General features: G+C 52.1%; 15 protein-coding genes, 2 tRNA genes and 1 pseudogene. 6 read left to right on the top strand and 12 right to left on the bottom strand.

From position 1 onward, the window contains the following. Positions 1 to 139 precede the first annotated feature (139 nt). The gene (locus tag HV237_RS14615) at positions 140 to 1,105 is read left to right on the top strand and encodes a L,D-transpeptidase family protein (protein WP_047359322.1); all 966 of its coding nucleotides are present in this window, start codon (positions 140 to 142) and stop codon (positions 1,103 to 1,105) included. Between the two features lie 84 nt (positions 1,106 to 1,189). On the opposite strand, the gene bhsA is transcribed toward HV237_RS14615, so the two are convergent. Continuing rightward, the gene (bhsA, locus tag HV237_RS14620) at positions 1,190 to 1,447 is read right to left on the bottom strand and encodes a multiple stress resistance protein BhsA (protein WP_029139491.1); all 258 of its coding nucleotides are present in this window, start codon (positions 1,445 to 1,447) and stop codon (positions 1,190 to 1,192) included. A gap of 243 nt (positions 1,448 to 1,690) precedes the next feature. Between bhsA and comR the strand changes: the two genes are divergently transcribed. Beyond that, positions 1,691 to 2,326: a TetR family copper-responsive transcriptional repressor ComR gene (gene comR, locus HV237_RS14625; protein WP_016156207.1), complete on the top strand. Its 636-nt coding sequence runs from the start codon at positions 1,691 to 1,693 to the stop codon at positions 2,324 to 2,326. A 254-nt stretch (positions 2,327 to 2,580) separates the two neighbouring features. Continuing rightward, positions 2,581 to 4,760 (top strand): annotated as a pseudogene (locus tag HV237_RS14630) (TonB-dependent siderophore receptor). 57 nt (positions 4,761 to 4,817) lie between these two features. Here HV237_RS14630 and HV237_RS14635 read toward each other — a convergent pair. The 8 genes from HV237_RS14635 to hinT form a co-directional block, all read right to left on the bottom strand. Beyond that, positions 4,818 to 5,357 (bottom strand): glycine zipper 2TM domain-containing protein, encoded by a 540-nt coding sequence (locus HV237_RS14635; RefSeq protein WP_003030814.1) that lies wholly within the window; start codon positions 5,355 to 5,357, stop codon positions 4,818 to 4,820. 167 nt (positions 5,358 to 5,524) lie between these two features. Next, positions 5,525 to 6,829, bottom strand: a complete 1,305-nt coding sequence (ndh, locus tag HV237_RS14640; protein ID WP_046274786.1) for an NADH-quinone dehydrogenase — start codon at positions 6,827 to 6,829, stop codon at positions 5,525 to 5,527. Positions 6,830 to 7,065: 236 nt separating this feature from the next. Then, the gene (gene ycfP / locus HV237_RS14645; protein WP_003030817.1) at positions 7,066 to 7,608 is read right to left on the bottom strand and encodes an alpha/beta hydrolase YcfP; all 543 of its coding nucleotides are present in this window, start codon (positions 7,606 to 7,608) and stop codon (positions 7,066 to 7,068) included. A gap of 21 nt (positions 7,609 to 7,629) precedes the next feature. Beyond that, a complete protein-coding gene (gene nagZ / locus HV237_RS14650) occupies positions 7,630 to 8,655 on the bottom strand; it encodes a beta-N-acetylhexosaminidase (RefSeq protein WP_047359323.1) in 1,026 nt (341 codons plus the stop codon). Positions 8,656 to 8,665: 10 nt separating this feature from the next. Then, a complete protein-coding gene (gene thiK / locus HV237_RS14655; RefSeq protein WP_047359324.1) occupies positions 8,666 to 9,490 on the bottom strand; it encodes a thiamine kinase in 825 nt (274 codons plus the stop codon). Next, positions 9,471 to 10,112: a penicillin-binding protein activator LpoB gene (gene lpoB / locus HV237_RS14660; protein ID WP_016152673.1), complete on the bottom strand. Its 642-nt coding sequence runs from the start codon at positions 10,110 to 10,112 to the stop codon at positions 9,471 to 9,473. The genes thiK and lpoB overlap by 20 nt, the downstream gene beginning before the upstream one ends. A 13-nt stretch (positions 10,113 to 10,125) precedes the next feature. Continuing rightward, entirely contained in the window at positions 10,126 to 10,500 is a 375-nt protein-coding gene (locus HV237_RS14665; protein WP_019076489.1) for a YcfL family protein, read from the bottom strand. Positions 10,501 to 10,502: 2 nt separating this feature from the next. Further along, a complete protein-coding gene (gene hinT / locus HV237_RS14670; protein ID WP_016156204.1) occupies positions 10,503 to 10,862 on the bottom strand; it encodes a purine nucleoside phosphoramidase in 360 nt (119 codons plus the stop codon). A gap of 347 nt (positions 10,863 to 11,209) precedes the next feature. Here hinT and fhuE point away from each other — a divergent pair, with 347 nt between their 5' ends. Next, the gene (fhuE, locus tag HV237_RS14675; protein ID WP_047359325.1) at positions 11,210 to 13,396 is read left to right on the top strand and encodes a ferric-rhodotorulic acid/ferric-coprogen receptor FhuE; all 2,187 of its coding nucleotides are present in this window, start codon (positions 11,210 to 11,212) and stop codon (positions 13,394 to 13,396) included. 98 nt (positions 13,397 to 13,494) lie between these two features. Here fhuE and HV237_RS14680 read toward each other — a convergent pair. After that, positions 13,495 to 13,570, bottom strand: a tRNA-Asn gene (locus HV237_RS14680). Between the two features lie 160 nt (positions 13,571 to 13,730). On the opposite strand from HV237_RS14680, the gene HV237_RS14685 reads away from it, so the two are divergent. Continuing rightward, entirely contained in the window at positions 13,731 to 15,218 is a 1,488-nt protein-coding gene (locus HV237_RS14685) for an EmmdR/YeeO family multidrug/toxin efflux MATE transporter (RefSeq protein ID WP_049040618.1), read from the top strand. A gap of 99 nt (positions 15,219 to 15,317) precedes the next feature. Then, positions 15,318 to 15,393 (top strand) — tRNA-Asn (locus HV237_RS14690). Between the two features lie 42 nt (positions 15,394 to 15,435). On the opposite strand, the gene cbl is transcribed toward HV237_RS14690, so the two are convergent. Both cbl and nac read right to left on the bottom strand, forming a co-directional pair. Further along, positions 15,436 to 16,386 carry an HTH-type transcriptional regulator Cbl gene (gene cbl / locus HV237_RS14695; RefSeq protein WP_016152661.1) on the bottom strand — a complete coding sequence of 317 codons (951 nt, stop codon included), beginning with the start codon at positions 16,384 to 16,386 and terminating at the stop codon, positions 15,436 to 15,438. Between the two features lie 101 nt (positions 16,387 to 16,487). Continuing rightward, positions 16,488 to 17,405, bottom strand: a complete 918-nt coding sequence (nac, locus tag HV237_RS14700) for a nitrogen assimilation transcriptional regulator NAC (RefSeq protein WP_016156200.1) — start codon at positions 17,403 to 17,405, stop codon at positions 16,488 to 16,490. Positions 17,406 to 17,427 lie beyond the last annotated feature (22 nt).

Consider the following 17,427-nt stretch of genomic DNA (forward strand, 5'->3'; position numbering starts at 1 on the left):
GGGTGAGTCCTCCACTCACCCGGCCTGATGAATTTACAAACTCTTTGCACTTCCCTGCACTTCCCGACACTGCAAACCGCCATAATTCTTGTTTACTTTTACATAATAAAAACCACGTAAAAACAATGGATTTATGGTGATGTTAAACAATAAACGACTCTCTCGCTGGTTAACATTTTTTACGCTTGCCGCGACCTTCGCGTTAGCACTTCCGGCCCAGGCAAATACCTGGCCGCTGCCGCCACCGGGAAGCCGCGTGGTGGGTCAGAATGCCGTTCATGTTGTCGAAGACAATGGCGGTTCTCTGGAAGCGATTGCGAAAAAATACAATGTCGGCTTTCTGGCGCTGCTACAGGCCAACCCCGGCGTTGACCCTTACGTACCACGACCGGGCAGCGTGCTGACTATTCCGTTGCAAACCCTGCTGCCGGACGCGCCGCGCGAAGGCATTGTTATCAACCTCGCCGAACTGCGTCTTTATTATTACCAGCCAGGGACAAATTCGGTGACCGTGTATCCTATTGGTATTGGTCAGTTAGGCGGTGACACGCTGACGCCCACAATGGTAACCACCATCTCTGATAAACGTGCCAACCCGACCTGGACGCCTACGGCAAATATCCGCGCGCGATACAAAGCGAACGGGATCGACCTTCCTGCCGTGGTGCCTGCCGGGCCGGATAACCCGATGGGCCATCATGCCATTCGCTTAGCCGCATACGGCGGTGTGTACCTGCTGCACGGAACTAATGCTGACTTTGGCATCGGAATGCGCGTCAGTTCCGGCTGTATTCGTCTACGCGACGGTGATATCGAAACTCTGTTCCGTCAGGTGAAGCCAGGAACCAAGGTCAATATTATCAATACGCCAATCAAAGCATCTGTTGAACCTAACGGCGTGCGCCTGGTTGAAGTACACCAGCCGTTGTCCGAAAAAATCAATGACGACCCGCAATTGCTGCCGATCGTGCTGAACGCATCCATGCAGACGTTTAAGAATGCGGCGCAAACGGACTCTGCCGTCATGGAACATGCGATGGAGATTCGCTCAGGCATGCCGGTCGATGTCACCCGTCATCACGACGTTGCTCAACAACCGCTGTAATTCAGCGCATAAAAAACCCCCGCTGGATTTTATTCCTCGGGGGTTTTTTATTTAACTCGCAGTGGCATTGCGATGGGTTAAATCTTATTTGTAGATAACTGCAGTCCCGTGGAGGGTGTTAGGACCGGTAACAGAAGTAATACGGAAAGACTTCGCCCCCATCTCATCCGCTTTCTGTGCCAGTTGATCTTCCAGAGAACCTAAGTTAGTCCCCGCATTCGCAGAAATAGTACCGACTTTCTGTTGGCCCGCAGGTGTGGCCTGAACTTCAACGGCAGCAAAACTTGCAAATGAGAGTGAGCTAAGAACAGCAGCAACAAACAGAGTTTTTACGTTTTTCATGATAGTGACCTTTAGCAGATGAATGTGTGTCGTAAAGATTAACTTAACGATCGATAGGTAAATCATAGATGTGATCTAGGTCACACGTCAACATTTTTTTATAATGATCGTTATATAAAATACAAAGACCTTATTTTTCATATCAATAGCGTTAAATTATTTTTATCGCTAATCCGCTGGAGTGTGCAGTCGAATATTTTTATAATGGTTATTCAATAAACCCAACAAAGGTACATCGGCGCCATGACAACTGAAATGACAGGTTGTGCTAAAAAAAGCCGTGGCCGACCAAAAGTGTTCGACAGGGAAGCCGCGCTTGATAAGGCCATGACACTCTTCTGGCAGCACGGGTATGAAGCGACATCGCTCGCCGATCTCGTAGAAGCAACCGGCGCAAAAGCGCCCACGCTGTATGCGGAGTTCACCAATAAAGAGGGGTTGTTTCGTGCCGTACTGGACCGCTACATCACCCGCTTCGCAGCGAAGCATGAAGCCCAACTGTTTTGTGAAGAAAAAAGTCTTGAGTGCGCGCTGGAAGACTATTTCACCGCAATAGCGACCTGCTTTACCAGTAAAGACACCCCGGCGGGATGTTTCATGATTAACACATCCGCGACACTGGCGGCCTCTTCCCGGGATATTGCGCACACGGTGAAATCCCGCCATGCAATGCAGGAACAGACGCTTACCCAGTTCCTTCACCAGCGCCAGCAACGAGGCGAAATTCCGGCCCATTGCGACGTGCAAAAACTGGCCGAATACCTGAACTGTATTTTACAGGGTATGTCGATCAGCGCCCGTGAAGGCGCGACGTTTGAAAAACTGATGCAGATCGCACACACGACTCTGCGACTGTGGCCTGAACTTATCAAAGTTTAACCCTTTCCCGCTATTTCCCCGCAGTACTGACACCACCGGGAGCTGATTAAGCCCCCGGTTAGATTCCCGCGGATTACCCCTACATTATTCAGTGTTTTCATCATCTTATCCGATCATTTTTTGTAAAATGTATTGATAACAACAATTATTATCAGCAATATTCGCATTTGTTTTAACGCCTGTTTCACAATGTAACCATCGGTTTCTCTACCGCCATAACAAAAACAGATCGACTCTTTTTAAAAGGAATAGAAATGCATAAGCGTCTCTGGGTGCTCAATCCTCTCTTGTTGTCTTTAACTCTCCCAGCCATCGCGGCTGAGGAAGATAACCTCATCGTCAGTGCCAACCGTAGTCAACGCACCGTGGCAGAAATGGCGCAAACGACCTGGGTTATTGAAGGAAGCGAGATTGAACAGCAGGTTCAGGGGGGAAAGAGTTCAAAGATGTTCTTGCTCAGTTAATCCCAGGAATCGATGTCAGCAGCCAGGGGCGCACAAACTACGGCATGAATATGCGCGGTCGTGCCATCGTAGTACTGATAGACGGTGTTCGTCTGAACTCCTCGCGTACTGACAGTCGTCAACTTGATTCTATTGATCCGTTTAACATCGCACACATTGAAGTCATCTCAGGCGCTACCTCACTGTATGGCGGCGGCAGTACCGGTGGGTTAATCAACATTGTCACCAAAAAAGGCCAGCCGGAGCGTGAAGTAGAACTCGAACTGGGGAGTAAAAGCGGCTTCAATAACAGTAACGATCATGATGAACGCGTTGCCGCGGCGGTGAGCGGAGGAACCGATCGCGCTTCCGGGCGCATGTCCGTCGCGTATCAACGGTTTGGCGGCTGGTATGACGGCAATCACGATGCCCTGCTGCTGGATAACACCCAAACCGGCCTGCAGCACTCCGATCGTCTGGACGTGATGGGCACCGGAACGATTGAGCTTGACGACAACCGTCAGTTACAACTGGTTACGCAGTATTATAAGAGCCAGGGGGATGACGATTACGGACTGGATCTTGGCGAGAACATGTCCGCCGTGACGGGAAACGGTAAGGCTTATACCAGCAGCGGACTGAATTCCGATCGTATTCCCGGCACCGAGCGTCATCTGATCAGCCTGCAGTATTCAGACGCGGATTTCTTCGGCCAGAACCTGGTCAGCCAAATCTATTACCGTGACGAATCGCTAAAATTCTACCCCTTCCCTACGCTAAGCAAAGGCAAGGTCACCAGTTTCTCCGCATCGCAGCAGGACACAGACCAGTTTGGTGCCAAAATCACCCTCAACAGCCAGCTGATGGACAACTGGGAGCTGACGTGGGGTGTCGATGCCGATCACGAAACCTTCGATTCCAATCAGAAATTCTTCGATCTGGCCTGGTCCCTGCCCTCCGGCGGTATGGACAACCGAACCGCTTATACCACCGGGCGTTACCCCGGTTACAGCATCACCAACTTCGCGCCTTTCCTGCAGAACAGCTATGACATTAACGACATCTTTACCCTCAGCGGCGGTGTGCGCTATCAATGGACCGAAAACAGGGTGGATGATTTCGTGGGCTATGCCCAACAACAGGGAATTGCCACCGGTCTGGCAAACTCCGCCGATACCATTCCTGGCGGTAAAACCGATTACGATAATTTCCTGTTTAACGCCGGTATTCTCGCCCACCTGACCGACCGTCAGCAGACATGGTTTAACTTCTCTCAGGGCGTGGAGCTTCCGGACCCGGGGAAATATTACGGTAACGGCACCTATTCCCTGGTTGGCGATCATTACCAGCTCCAGCGCAGCGTCAATGTGGCGGACTCACGCCTGGAGGGGATTAAAGTTAACTCCTACGAACTGGGATGGCGCTACACTGGCGACAGTCTGCGCACGCAGCTGGCCGCTTACTACTCTACTTCGGATAAATCGATCGTTATCAACCGTAGCGATATGACCATTAACGTCCAGCCTGATGATCGCCGTATTTATGGCCTTGAAGGTGCGGTGGATTATTTCATTGCGGATACGGACTGGAGTCTGGGCGGCAACTTCAACGTCATTAAATCGGAAGTGAAGCAAAACGGTAAGTGGCAGAAATGGGATGTCACCCTGACTTCCCCGTCCAAAGCCACCGCGTGGGTCGGCTGGGCACCTGAACCGTGGACATTGCGTGTACAGAGCCAGCAAACATTTGATCTGACGGACGCCAGCGGCAATAAGCTGGACGGCTATAACACGATGGACTTTATCGGCAGCTATCAGCTCCCGTTGGGTAAACTGACCTTTAGCGTGGAAAACCTGCTGAATGAAGAGTACACCACGCTGTGGGGACAACGTGCGCCACTGCTGTACAGCCCCACCTACGGTAGCCCGTCACTGTATGAATACAAGGGCCGGGGCCGCACGTTTGGTCTGAACTACGCCTTAACCTTCTGATAAAAAAAGCCCCCCAGCCTGAGCGAATGGGGGGCTAATGTTCAGGATAATGCTATTTTACGCTTTGTTATTTAGTACCAACTGTCCGTTGTTATCCAACGGAATTTGCGCGCCGGGGTCCTTATCCATACGGATTTTCCCCTGCTGATCGCCAATTTTGTACGTCACGTCGTAGCCCAGCATTTTTTCAGATTTGTCATACACCGTTTTACAACGCTGCTGCGTAGTAGTGTACGTATCATTTTCTTGCATCGAACCCTGGATCTGGTTACCTGCATAACCGCCGCCTAAAGCACCGGCCACGGTAGCAATATCTTTACCGCGTCCGCCGCCAAACTGATGGCCGATAACGCCACCAGCAACCGCACCCAGCACGGAACCCGCGATACGGTTTTCATCTTGTACCGGCTTACGGTGCGTGACCGTCACGTTCCGACACTCCTGGCGCGGTGTTTTTACCGACTCTTTAATCGGTGTTGCAGAGACAACTTGTGCATACTGTGGGCCACGCTCGAAAACGTTAAGACTGGCCACCGCTGCAACACCCAGCGCAGCAGCTACGCCAATCCCTATACCCGCCAACATAGATTTATTCACGGGACTTCCTCCTTTTTTGCTATTAGCAACAACTTTGCAACAGAAGGTAAGGAATGCCAATCAGATTACGGATGAAAATAGCACGAGGAGGAGCGAAGGCAGGATGATTCGGAGAACTCTGAAGGAAGGCGCCGGATAAGTACAAACATCCGACGCCATAAGCCGTATTAATGCAGTTTCAGACGCGGGCGGATCACCCGGTTAATGCTGCCAACCAGCATCATCAGACCGGTTTTAAAGTAACCGTGCAGAGCAATCTGGTGCATGCGGTACAGTGAGATGTACACAAAGCGCGCAATACGCCCTTCTACCATCATCGAACCACGGGTCAAGTTACCCATCAGGCTACCCACGGTAGAGAAGTTAGAAAGTGAAACCAGAGAGCCGTGGTCTTTGTACTGATAGGCTTTCAGCGGCTTGCCGTTCATCTGCGCCAAAATGTTGTTCATTGCGCAGCTTGCCATCTGGTGCGCAGCCTGAGCGCGCGGCGGCACAAAACCACCTTCCGGGCGAGCGCAGGAAGCGCAGTCGCCAATCGCGTACACGTCGGGATCGCACGTGGTCTGCAGAGTCGGCTCAACCACCAGTTGGTTAATACGATTGGTTTCCAGACCGCCAATGTCTTTCATAAAGTCTGGCGCTTTGATCCCCGCAGCCCACACCATCAGATCGGCTTCAATGTACTCGCCATCCTTGGTATGCAGTCCGCCTTCATCAGCGCTGGTTACCATCGTCTGGGTCAGTACGCGTACGCCCAGTTTGGTTAACTCATTATGCGCAGCACTGGAAATACGCGGCGGCAACGCAGGCAGAATACGCTCACCGGCTTCTACCAGCGTAACGTTCAGCGCTTCGTTGGTCAGCCCTTTGTAACCATAGCTGTGCAGCTGTTTTACCGCATTGTGCAGCTCGGCTGAGAGTTCAACCCCCGTCGCACCGCCGCCGACAATGGCGATATTTACTTTGCCGTTAGCGCCCAGATTCGCGGAATACTTCAGGAACAGATTCAGCATCTCCTGGTGGAAACGACGCGCCTGATGCGGGTTATCCAGGAAAATGCAGTTTTCTTTGACGCCCGGCGTATTGAAATCGTTGGAGGTACTACCCAACGCCATCACCAGCGTGTCATACGGGACTTTGCGCTCAGGAACCAGCAGCTCGCCCTTCTCATCGCGCAGCTCGGCAAGAGTAATGGTTTTCGCTTCGCGATCGATATCCACCACCGAACCCAACTGAAACTGGAAACCGTGGTTACGGGCATGCGCCAGATAGCTCAGCGCATCCACGCCTTCGTCCAGGGAACCCGTCGCGACTTCATGCAGTAACGGTTTCCATAAATGGCTGTGGTTTCTGTCCACCAGCGTGATTTTGGCCTTTTTCTTGCGCCCCAGCTTTTTACCCAGCTGCGTCGCCATTTCCAGTCCGCCAGCACCGCCGCCGACAATCACGATTCTTTTTAATGGTGTAGTCAACGTGACCCCCTTAAATTTATTAACCAATTGTTAACTAAAAGTTATAGGCATAGCCTTTAATTAACAACAAGTTACGATAATGAAAATGTTCTTCGAGAGTGAGAATAACACGAACGGTGCATTGGTCATACCAAAATTGATGTGTATCAAGTTTTGATGCTGAAAAGATAGACAACACGAACTTTAAGAACAAAAAAACCAGCCCGAAGGCTGGTTTTTTAAACGTTCATTGAGGATTAACCTAACGTCTTGAACGCTTTGATGCGCTGCAAATGCGGGGAGATATTCTTAAACTTGTGCGTCTGCTCTTCGTCCCAGACTATCTCGTAAAAGTGATGCAGCTCTTCTGACGAACGCTGACTATTGAGCGCTTCATCATGACGTGACAGGATCACCAGGCAGCGATCGCGATTCTTTTCGCGGAAATTGGTCACGCATTTTGTCGCGATATCGGCATACTCTTCAGGCCTGTCGATTTTTCCTTCCATGTTCTCATACGGGAACAGGTTGGGATTAAACACTACCTGACGAATATCACACAGAAAACCAATCCGTTCAGCCCAATATCCCCCGAGCCCCACGCCACAAATCAGCGGACGGTCGTCCACATTAAGCTGCAGCATTTTGTCCACTTCTTTCAGTAGATGCTGCATGTCATGTTTAGGATGCCGTGTACTGTAGCTAATCAGCCTGACATCCGGGTCGATGAACTGCAGCTGCAACACCTTTTCGTGGTTGCCCGGGCTGTTAGAGTCAAAACCGTGTAAATAGATAATCATCGCATCCTCGCCAAACTTGCGTTAATGACCTGCTTTCTCTTCCTGCCAGCGCTCATGAAGCTGGTTGAGCTGGGCGCTTACCGTCTTCCAGCGTGCCGAGTCCATCAGTTCCTGACGTGAAAATGAACCTTTATGATACAAACGTGTAACACGTTCTGCATTGATCGGCGACAGATTATCTAACACACTGACCGCGCCTTTACGATTATTGCAGACCAGGATCATATCGCAACCCGCATCCAGCGATGCCTGACCACGCTCCGCATAACTTCCCATAATCGCCGCCCCTTCCATCGACAAATCATCGGAGAAAATGACGCCATCGAAACCAAGCTCCTGACGCAGCACCGTTTTCAGCCAGTGTGGCGAACCGCTCGCCGGACGCGGGTCCACGTCACTGTAGATGACATGCGCAGGCATAATGGCATCGAGTTTGTTTTCCGTAATCAACGTCTGGAACACGGACATATCTTTTGCACGAATTTCGGCTTCTGAACGTGGATCGGTTGGGGTTTCTTTATGCGAATCCGCCGTCACTGCCCCATGCCCGGGGAAATGTTTACCGGTAGTTTTCATGCCAGCAGCATGCATACCGTCAATGAAGCGGGTCGCCATAGCCAGCGCTTTCCGCGGATCGGCATGGTAAGAACGTTCGCCAATCGCCGCGCTGATATGCCCCACATCCAGCACCGGCGCAAAACTTATATCTATATCCATTGCGATCATTTCGCTGGCCATTAGCCATCCGGCGTCCTGAGCCAGATTGCCGCCTTCTTCCAGACCGTGCAGCGCCGCAAAGGATTGGGCCGCGGGCAGACGCGTAAATCCTTCGCGAAAACGCTGTACCCTGCCGCCTTCCTGATCTACCGCCACCACCAGATGATTGCGTGATGCCGCGCGAATCTGGCGCACTAATTCACGCAACTGTTCCGGGTCATGATAATTTCGGGTAAAGAGGATCAACCCACCTACCAGCGGATGCGCCAGAATCTCGCGCTCTTCAGCGTCCAGCTCATACCCTTCGACATCCAACATTACTGGGCCCACACTGCTCTCCTTATCCTTTCATTATTAGCTGCCGCCAGGTTTCATCGGCCAGCCTGATAAATTGTCGATCGCCGGTTTGTCGCCAGCGATACTCAAACCACCCCGCTTTCAGCATTATGACCCAGGGCCGCCATCGTCTTACCTGCCGCCACAGCGCGTTTTGTTCAATGTGCGCTCGTTGGGCGTAGGCGCTAACCAGCCGTTGGTGCTGAGATTCGTCGTTGACCCAAACCGCCGCCAGCTCCAGAGCGATATCACCGTCTCCGGCATATTCCCAGTCAATCAGCCGCAGCCCTGATGCTGTACGTACGATGTTGTCACCGTGGACATCCATATGCAGAGGCCCCAGACGCAAAGGTCGAGGCTCACCGCTTTTCCTGAGTCGCTTCAACGCTCGCAACCAGCATGGCGTGCGACGCGCCGGATCGCCACACTGCCAGTACTGTTCGAGTAGCGGCAGCAGACTGATTCGCCAGCCCAATTGGGGTTGTTGGTGCAGATGATACAATAAGCCAGCGAGTTCGTCGGCGTCCGGTAATCTGGATTCAACCTTACCGTGAAAAAAGTCGACCGCCATCCACCCACGTATATAAAAGCGGGGGCGCGGCGCAAGGCTTTCAGGCAGGTGCTTTAACGCGTGATAGTGGCGTAAGAAATGCGATTCCGGCGCGTCAGGGTCGTGATGAGAGCGCAACACTAAGCGGTGGGTATCGTGTTCGATGATGCAGCTCCCGCCGCTCAGGCCGCTCTGGTTGGCTACGACGGGATGATACTGCGGGAAATAGCGCGACAACACCTCGTCGCGCGTTAGCCGGTTATTGTTGCTGTACGGCACCTTTACCTGACCAGATTATCTCGCCAGTTTGTACCAGCATTAATTGCATTTGCAGGGCCGGCGAATTGACGTTGCCGGAGGCGCTGGAATAGAGCACATACTGTGCGCCAACGTTACGGGCGATACCAATCGCTTTGCTGCGCGTTCCCAGACTGTCGTTCGGCGACAGACCTAACTGCTGTTTGGCGACAGCCAACTGCTGGGCGGAAACCAGGGTAAACTTGCCGTTATTCGCCAACGCGTTCCTCAAGGTCTCGGTAGCTTCACCGGCATTCAACGAGCCGTTGGTCCGGTTATTCACGCTATCAACAAGCAGAACGCCTCCCGCTTTGACGCCGTCAGCCTGCAGCATTTTGCCGACCATCGGTTGCATAGCTCCGTTCCAGTCATAGTGACGTTGACGTGGCGTCGGCTGCGCCGTTTGGTCCTCGTGCTCAATCGGACCCGGCTGCTGCGGTATGCTTGGCACCGTTGGTACAACCGGCACCGGCTGTTGCGGCTGCGCGGGCTGTTCCGGCACTGGCTTCACTTCCTCTACTGGTGCGGGCTCACGTTGCGCCACACAGCCAGAGAGAAACATCGCCAGCGCGGCAATCAGTGCGTAGCGATTCATTTTGATCATCAAGATTCACCCCTTACAAATAAAGATAAAGTCTAACCTTGTGCGCCCCCAGAAAATTGGCGCTGCCGTACAGCGTCACCGACGAATGAGCCGGGATAGTCACGCTGCGTGGCGCTTCCAGAGGATGCATTTCCAGTCCTCTGGCGTCATACCAGTAAAACCGATAATGAACGGTAACGGGTTCTTGTCTTTCGTTATAAAGTCGCGAGGATGCTGAGGCCTGAATATCAGACGTGGTTAACGTCGGCTGTTCTGCTGTAATGCCCGACGCCAGAATCGTTGATTCCATCACCAGCGACTGTTCATCACTTACCGGAATTTCAGGATGTGCCCGACAGCCAGCCAGTAGCAGCAAGCTCAGTGAAAGTGCAATGCATCCTCTGGTCATGCTTACAGACCTTTATGCGCAAGCATTGGACCAAGCGCCCGCCCGCCCAGCAGGTGCATATGAATGTGATACACCTCCTGACCGCCGTGACGATTGGTATTCATAATTAAACGATACCCATCCGCAGCAATGCCTTCCTGCTCGGCGATTTTCGCCGCTACGGTGATCATGCGACCCAGCGCCTGCTCGTGTTCCGCCGTCACATCGTTGACGGTCGGGATCAGGACGTTAGGAATGATCAGAATGTGCGTAGGTGCCTGAGGGGAAATATCACGAAACGCAGTGACCAGTTCATCCTGGTACACGATATCTGACGGAATTTCACGACGGATAATTTTGCTGAATATAGTTTCTTCTGCCACGACGTTTTCCTTTTTCATTAACAGCCCAAGCGTTATGCCATGCTACGCCGGGTCACTCTGCGAGTATAGAGTATGAGCGAGTTACTCACGCTCTTTCAACTTTAACCCTCGATTTTTTAAGCAAAAAGCCCTGCCACTGCTGTTCTTATAACCATTTCCCGTCGCTATTGCTTAATCATAGTACTGAAACAACATTTCATTTATGCCGTAGCATCTGTTTACACATTGAATGTGAATGCGTATATTTCGCATTTGCATTCAATGCAAACTTAATAATTTACAACCAAAAAGTTCATCGCAACCTCAGTGATTCGAACTTAATATTAATAATTATCAAGGACTTTTCGATGTCTTTCACAACACTCAACGGGGATGACCAGCGCCAATCGGGGCTTGCCCCTTCTGTACTGGCAGCCTGCATCACGTTAGCACTATTGCCTTCCACCAGCCTCGCAGCCCCTGCTGAAGAGACGGTTATCGTTGAGGGCTCTGCTCCAGCCACATCCAGCGAGGAGCAGGATTACAGCGTTAAATCAACGACTGCTGGCACCAAAATGCAGATGACGCAGCGCGATATTCCGCAATCGGTCAGCATTATCAGTCAGCAGCGCATGGAAGATCAGCAACTGCAAACGCTGGGCGATGTGATGGACAACACGTTGGGGATAAGCAGAAGTCAGGCGGATTCAGATCGCAGTAGCTATTACTCTCGCGGATTTCAGATTGATAACTATATGGTCGATGGGATTCCGACCTATTTTGAATCCCGCTGGAATCTCGGTGATGCCCTTTCCGACACGGCCCTTTTTGAGCGTGTCGAAGTGGTCCGTGGCGCAAACGGGCTAATGACCGGGACGGGTAATCCCTCAGCGTCGATTAATATGATCCGTAAGCATGCCACCAGCCGCGAGTTCACCGGTAATGTTTCTGCGGAATATGGCAGTTGGAATAAACAACGATATGTGACCGACCTTCAAAGCCCGCTCACGGCAGACGGCAACGTGCGCGGGCGCATCGTGGCGGGCTACCAGAATAACGACGCCTGGCTTGATCGCTACAATAGCGAAAAAATGTTCTTCTCCGGGATTGTCGATGCCGATCTGGGCGACACCACCAGCCTGTCTGTGGGTTATGAATACCAGCGCATTGATATCAACAGCCCAACATGGGGTGGATTGCCGCGCTGGAATACCGACGGCAGCAAAAACAGCTATGACCGCTCGCGCAGCACTGCGCCGGACTGGGCGTACAACGATAAAGACTTCAACAAAGTGTTTGTCACCATCAAGCAACGTTTTGCCGATACCTGGCAGGCGACCATGAATGCCACCCACTCCGAGGTCAAGTTTGACAGTAAAATGATGTACGTCGATGCCTATGTCAATAAAGCCGATGGCACGCTGATTGGCCCGTATGGCAGCTATGGTCCGGGCTATGACTACGTCGGAGGTACCGGCTGGAACAGCGGCAAGCGTAAGGTGGATGCCGTCGATCTGTTCGCCGACGGCGGTTACGACCTGTTTGGTCGTCAGCATAATCTGATGCTGGGCGGCAGCTACAGTAAACAGAATAACCGTTACGAAAGCGCGTGGGCGAACGTATTCCCCAACGAAATCGGCAGCTTCTATACCTTCGATGGTAACTTCCCGGAAACCAACTGGAACCCGCAGTCATTGGCTCAGGACGATACCACGCACATGAAATCGCTCTACGCCGCAACACGTATTTCGCTGGCCGACCCACTGCATTTGATTGTCGGCGCGCGTTATACCAACTGGCGTATCGACACCCTCTCCTACAGCATGGAACAAAACCACACCACGCCGTATGCGGGCCTGGTGTATGACATTGACGATAACTGGTCTACGTACGCCAGCTATACCTCAATCTTTCAGCCGCAGAACAAGCGCGACAGTTCCGGTAAATACCTTTCCCCAATTACCGGCAATAACTATGAACTTGGCCTGAAGTCCGACTGGATGAACAGCCGTTTAACCACCACCCTCGCGGTGTTCCGCATTGAACAGGATAACGTGGGCCAATCAACCGGCGTACCAATTTCCGGTAGCAATGGCGACACGGCCTATAGAGCTATGGATGGAACGGTCAGCAAAGGGGTCGAATTCGAAGTTAACGGTGCGATCACCGATAACTGGCAGATGACGTTCGGCGCGACACGCTATGTTGCTGAAGACAACGAAGGCAATGCGGTAAACCCGAACCTACCGCGTACCACAGTAAAACTGTTTACCCGTTATCGCCTGCCAGCCATGCCGGAACTGACCGTGGGCGGTGGGGTTAACTGGCAGAATCGTGTTTATAGCGATACGGTCACGCCGTTTGGCACATTCCGTGCGGAACAGGGAAGCTACGCCCTGGTCGATTTATTCACTCGCTATCAGGTGACGAAAAATTTCTCTGTGCAGGGTTACCTCAATAACCTGTTCGATAAAACCTACGACACCAATGTCGACGGATCTATCGTCTATGGCGAGCCGCGCAACGTCAGCGTCACCGCCAGCTATCAGTTCTGATTCGAAACACATCACGCTCCACCTGCTCGTCAGGTGGATGCATTGGACTGAGAACACAAAAAGCCCACTTAAGTTTCCTTAAGCGAGCTTCTTAAATATGGCTCCTCTGACTGGACTCGAACCAGTGACATACGGATTAACAGTCCGCCGTTCTACCGACTGAACTACAGAGGAATCGTTGTGGAGGCTTATCTTAGCGGCGAAAAAATTTTTGTCAAACCCCATTTCCCCGAATAAGTTTCAATTGATGCTTCTCTCGACAGTTTGTTGCATTTCCAGACATTTTAAATGGAAAAAACTTTGCAGCTTTTTGGATTCTCCCTCATCATTTGAAATGAGGTTTCAACTTTCTTCTTTAAGGTCCACTTTGAACGTCTCCGCTGCCTTACGCCAGGTCGCTTCCCGCACGCCCTGGTATGCCAAACGCAAGAGTTATAAGGTTCTCTTTTGGCGCGAAATCACTCCGCTTGCGGTCCCCATTTTTCTGGAAAACACCTGTGTGCTGTTGATGGGCGTACTGAGTACCTTCCTTGTTAGCTGGTTGGGAAAAGAAGCAATGGCTGGCGTTGGTCTCGCCGACAGTTTCAACATGGTCATCATGGCGTTTTTTGCCGCCATCGATCTGGGAACCACGGTGGTGGTAGCATTTAGCCTAGGAAAACGAGATCGTCGACGGGCAAGGGCAGCAGCCAGACAATCGCTGGTGATCATGACGATTTTTGCTACCGTGCTGGCAGCGGTCATTCACTATTTTGGTGAACAGATTATTGACGTTGTCGCCGGTGAAGCCACCCCCGATGTTAAGGCTTTGGCACTCACCTATCTGGAACTAACGGTGCTCAGCTACCCGGCGGCAGCCATTGCTTTGATCGGTAGCGGCGCACTCCGCGGAGCCGGAAATACCAAAATTCCGCTGTTGATTAATGGCGGTATGAATATCCTAAATATCATCATCAGTAGCATCCTGATCTACGGGGTCTTTTCCTGGCAAGGGCTGGGATTTGTGGGGGCAGGACTCGGGCTGACCATTTCACGCTACATCGGTGCGTTCGCCATTATCTGGGTGCTGATGATTGGTTTTAATCCGGCACTGCGTATTCCCTTCAAAAGCTATTTTAAGCCGCTCAATCTCGCCATTATCTGGGAAGTTATGGGGATCGGTATTCCGGCAAGTATTGAGTCAGTGCTATTTAATGGCGGTAAACTGTTAACGCAGATGTTTGTCTCCGGCATGGGAACCAGCGTAATTGCCGGAAACTTCATTGCATTTTCCATCGCCGCGCTCATCAACCTGCCGGGGAATGCTTTAGGCTCCGCGTCGACAATCATTACCGGCAGGCGTCTGGGAAATGGTCAGATTGCCCAAGCGGAAATCCAGTTACGCCATATATTCTGGCTCTCAACAATCGGCTTAACCGCCATCGCCTGGCTAACCGCCCCTTTTGCCGGCGTTATGGCCTCATTTTATACCCACGATCAGGATGTAAAAGAGGTCATAGTCATCCTAATTTGGCTCAACGCAGCGTTTATGCCGATATGGGCAGCATCCTGGGTGCTACCATCAGGGTTTAAGGGCGCACGTGATGTGCGTTTTGCGATGTGGGTATCGATGTTGGGCATGTGGGGCTGTCGTGTTGTGGCGGGTTACACGTTGGGAATCGTATTAGGATGGGGCGTAGTCGGCGTTTGGTTAGGGATGTTCTTCGACTGGGCCGTGCGCGCCGCGTTATTTTACTGGCGTATGGTCACAGGCCGCTGGTTATGGAAATACCCTCGTCCCGAGCGTGAAAAGTGCATAAAACAACCGGTTGCGTCTGAATAAGCGGCGAAATGGGGAATATTTCAGCAAACGATCGCATTTATCTATTCAGGCTTTGACAACGCTGAGAGGCATCGCTAATATTCGCCTCGTTCACACGATTCCTCTGTAGTTCAGTCGGTAGAACGGCGGACTGTTAATCCGTATGTCACTGGTTCGAGTCCAGTCAGAGGAGCCATATTTAAGAAGCCTGCTTAGGAAACTAAGCAGGCTTTTTGCTTTATATCTGATAATCAATCACGGCTTCATCTGGCTCCATCGCCTGGCGCTTGATTTCATCGACGGATAACCCTGCGTTGCATAGCTCAATGAATCGCCAAACGTAGTTGCGCTGCAGTTGCCCGCGTTTCAGGCCCAACCAGACGGTATTTGCATCAAATAAGTGCCGGGTATCCAGACGGGTTAAGCTCCCCTCCTCCTGCTCTCCACTGGATTGTTCTGCCACCAGCCCGATTCCCAGCCCCAGCGACACATAGGTTTTAATCACATCCGAGTCCTGGGCGCTGAGGATAATATCCGGCACTAACCCTTTACGGGCAAATGCCTCATCGATACGGGAACGCCCCGTAATCCCCTGACGATACGTAATTAATGGCCAGTGGGCGATAGATTCCAGTGTGAGAGGAGACGTTTTCACCAAGGGATGATCGTGAGGAACAAGCAGGCTGTGGTGCCAACGGAACCAGGGAAAAGCTACCAACAGCGGATCGCTGCTAAGTCGCTCGCTGGCAATCCCGATGTCTGCCCCACCGTTTTGCAACAGTACGTCAATCTCCTGCGGTGTACCCTGGATCAGTTCCAGACGCACCTCAGGGAAGAGCTCACGAAAGGCTTTAATCACCGCGGGCAGGCTATAGCGTGCCTGTGTATGCGTGGTGGCAATCGTCAGTACACCGGACGTGTCATTGGTAAACAGATCCGCCAGTCTGCGAACGTTGCTGGCCTCATTCAGAATACGCTCGGCAATAACCAGCAAGGCTTTGCCCGGTTCGGTCATGCCCAGCAGGCGTTTACCGCGACGGATAAAAATCTCAATGCCAAGTTCATCTTCAAGTTCACGAATATGTCGGCTGACTCCCGACTGCGAGGTGTACAGTATATTCGCGACTTCCGTCAGGTTGTAATCCTGACGGGCCGCCTCGCGGATTATTTTAAGTTGCTGGAAATTCACTTTTTGCTCCGGGCGCATCAGACATTACGCTATTGTTAAAGTCTGATGCCCGGCATAACAAATAATAAAAACCCGCATCTTATTCCTGAAGGGAATAAGGTTTAGCTAACCAGCTGTAGTTCGCGGTTTTCCAGTGCCGGACGGCTTACCAGCGACAACAGGATCTCCTTCACGGCCTGTGCCTGCGGCGATAAGCTCCCTCTGGCTGAGACGTTCAGCGATAATGGCAGATTCATCGACGGGGTTGTTATCCGCGCCATCCAGCCGTTCGCGGCATTACATAATGAACGTGCCGCCGACTCAGGCAACACTGTGACGCCCATCCCACTGGCGATGGCAGCCGTTAAGGTGGCGATAGATTCAATTTCGCCAATCACTTTGGCCGTCAGGCGACGAAGCGAAAAAGCTTCATCTACACGCAGGCGAACTGCGCTGTAATCCCGTGGCAAAAACAGATTCATCTGCGCCACCGCGGCTAAATCGACGCTTTGCCCCGGGCAATCACGCGTCCCGACCAGGTACAGATCCTCTTTAAGCAACGGTTGACTGCTGATACCCGCCACGGGTGAGCGCTCGTAGAGCACCGCCATGTCTAAATGCCCGCTGAGCAGCTTGTCATTCAGCACCGCCCCACTGTTTTCATGCAAATAGACCAGCACATCGGGCAGCTCTGCTCGTACTGTCTGTAATAACGGCATAGTGATGGCTGACGCCGCCGTCCCCGGCGCCAGGCCAATAGAGACCTGTCCCCCCAGGGTCTGACCTACGTTATTGACCGCAAGTTGCGCCTGCTCGCACTGGCGTAAAATCGTCCGCGCATGGGCATACAACACTTTCCCCGCTTCCGTCGGTGTGACGCCGCGTTTGGTGCGAATCAGCAGTTGCTGATCCAGTTCGCCTTCCAGCGTAGCAACCTGCTGGCTCAGCGCGGGTTGCGCGATATGCAACACTTCCGCTGCCTGGGTCAGGCTACCTATATCGACGATTTTCACGAAATATTTCAGTCGTCTGAAGTTCATTTTGCCTCCTGTCGGAATACCA

This window comes from Citrobacter sp. RHBSTW-00570, from assembly GCF_013739755.1.
Classification (GTDB): Bacteria; Pseudomonadota; Gammaproteobacteria; order Enterobacterales; family Enterobacteriaceae; genus Citrobacter; species Citrobacter braakii.

Excerpts from the sequence above, each read along its gene's own strand:
- bhsA (WP_029139491.1), bottom strand. The coding sequence starts at position 1,447 with ATGAAAAACGTAAAAACTCTGTTTGTTGCTGCTGTTCTTAGCTCACTC.
- comR (WP_016156207.1), top strand. The coding sequence starts at position 1,691 with ATGACAACTGAAATGACAGGTTGTGCTAAAAAAAGCCGTGGCCGACCA.
- HV237_RS14665 (WP_019076489.1), bottom strand. The coding sequence starts at position 10,500 with ATGACCAGAGGATGCATTGCACTTTCACTGAGCTTGCTGCTACTGGCT.
- HV237_RS14615 (WP_047359322.1), top strand. The coding sequence starts at position 140 with ATGTTAAACAATAAACGACTCTCTCGCTGGTTAACATTTTTTACGCTT.
- lpoB (WP_016152673.1), bottom strand. The coding sequence starts at position 10,112 with ATGATCAAAATGAATCGCTACGCACTGATTGCCGCGCTGGCGATGTTT.
- HV237_RS14685 (WP_049040618.1), top strand. The coding sequence starts at position 13,731 with ATGAGGTTTCAACTTTCTTCTTTAAGGTCCACTTTGAACGTCTCCGCT.
- ycfP (WP_003030817.1), bottom strand. The coding sequence starts at position 7,608 with ATGATTATCTATTTACACGGTTTTGACTCTAACAGCCCGGGCAACCAC.
- nac (WP_016156200.1), bottom strand. The coding sequence starts at position 17,405 with ATGAACTTCAGACGACTGAAATATTTCGTGAAAATCGTCGATATAGGT.
- fhuE (WP_047359325.1), top strand. The coding sequence starts at position 11,210 with ATGTCTTTCACAACACTCAACGGGGATGACCAGCGCCAATCGGGGCTT.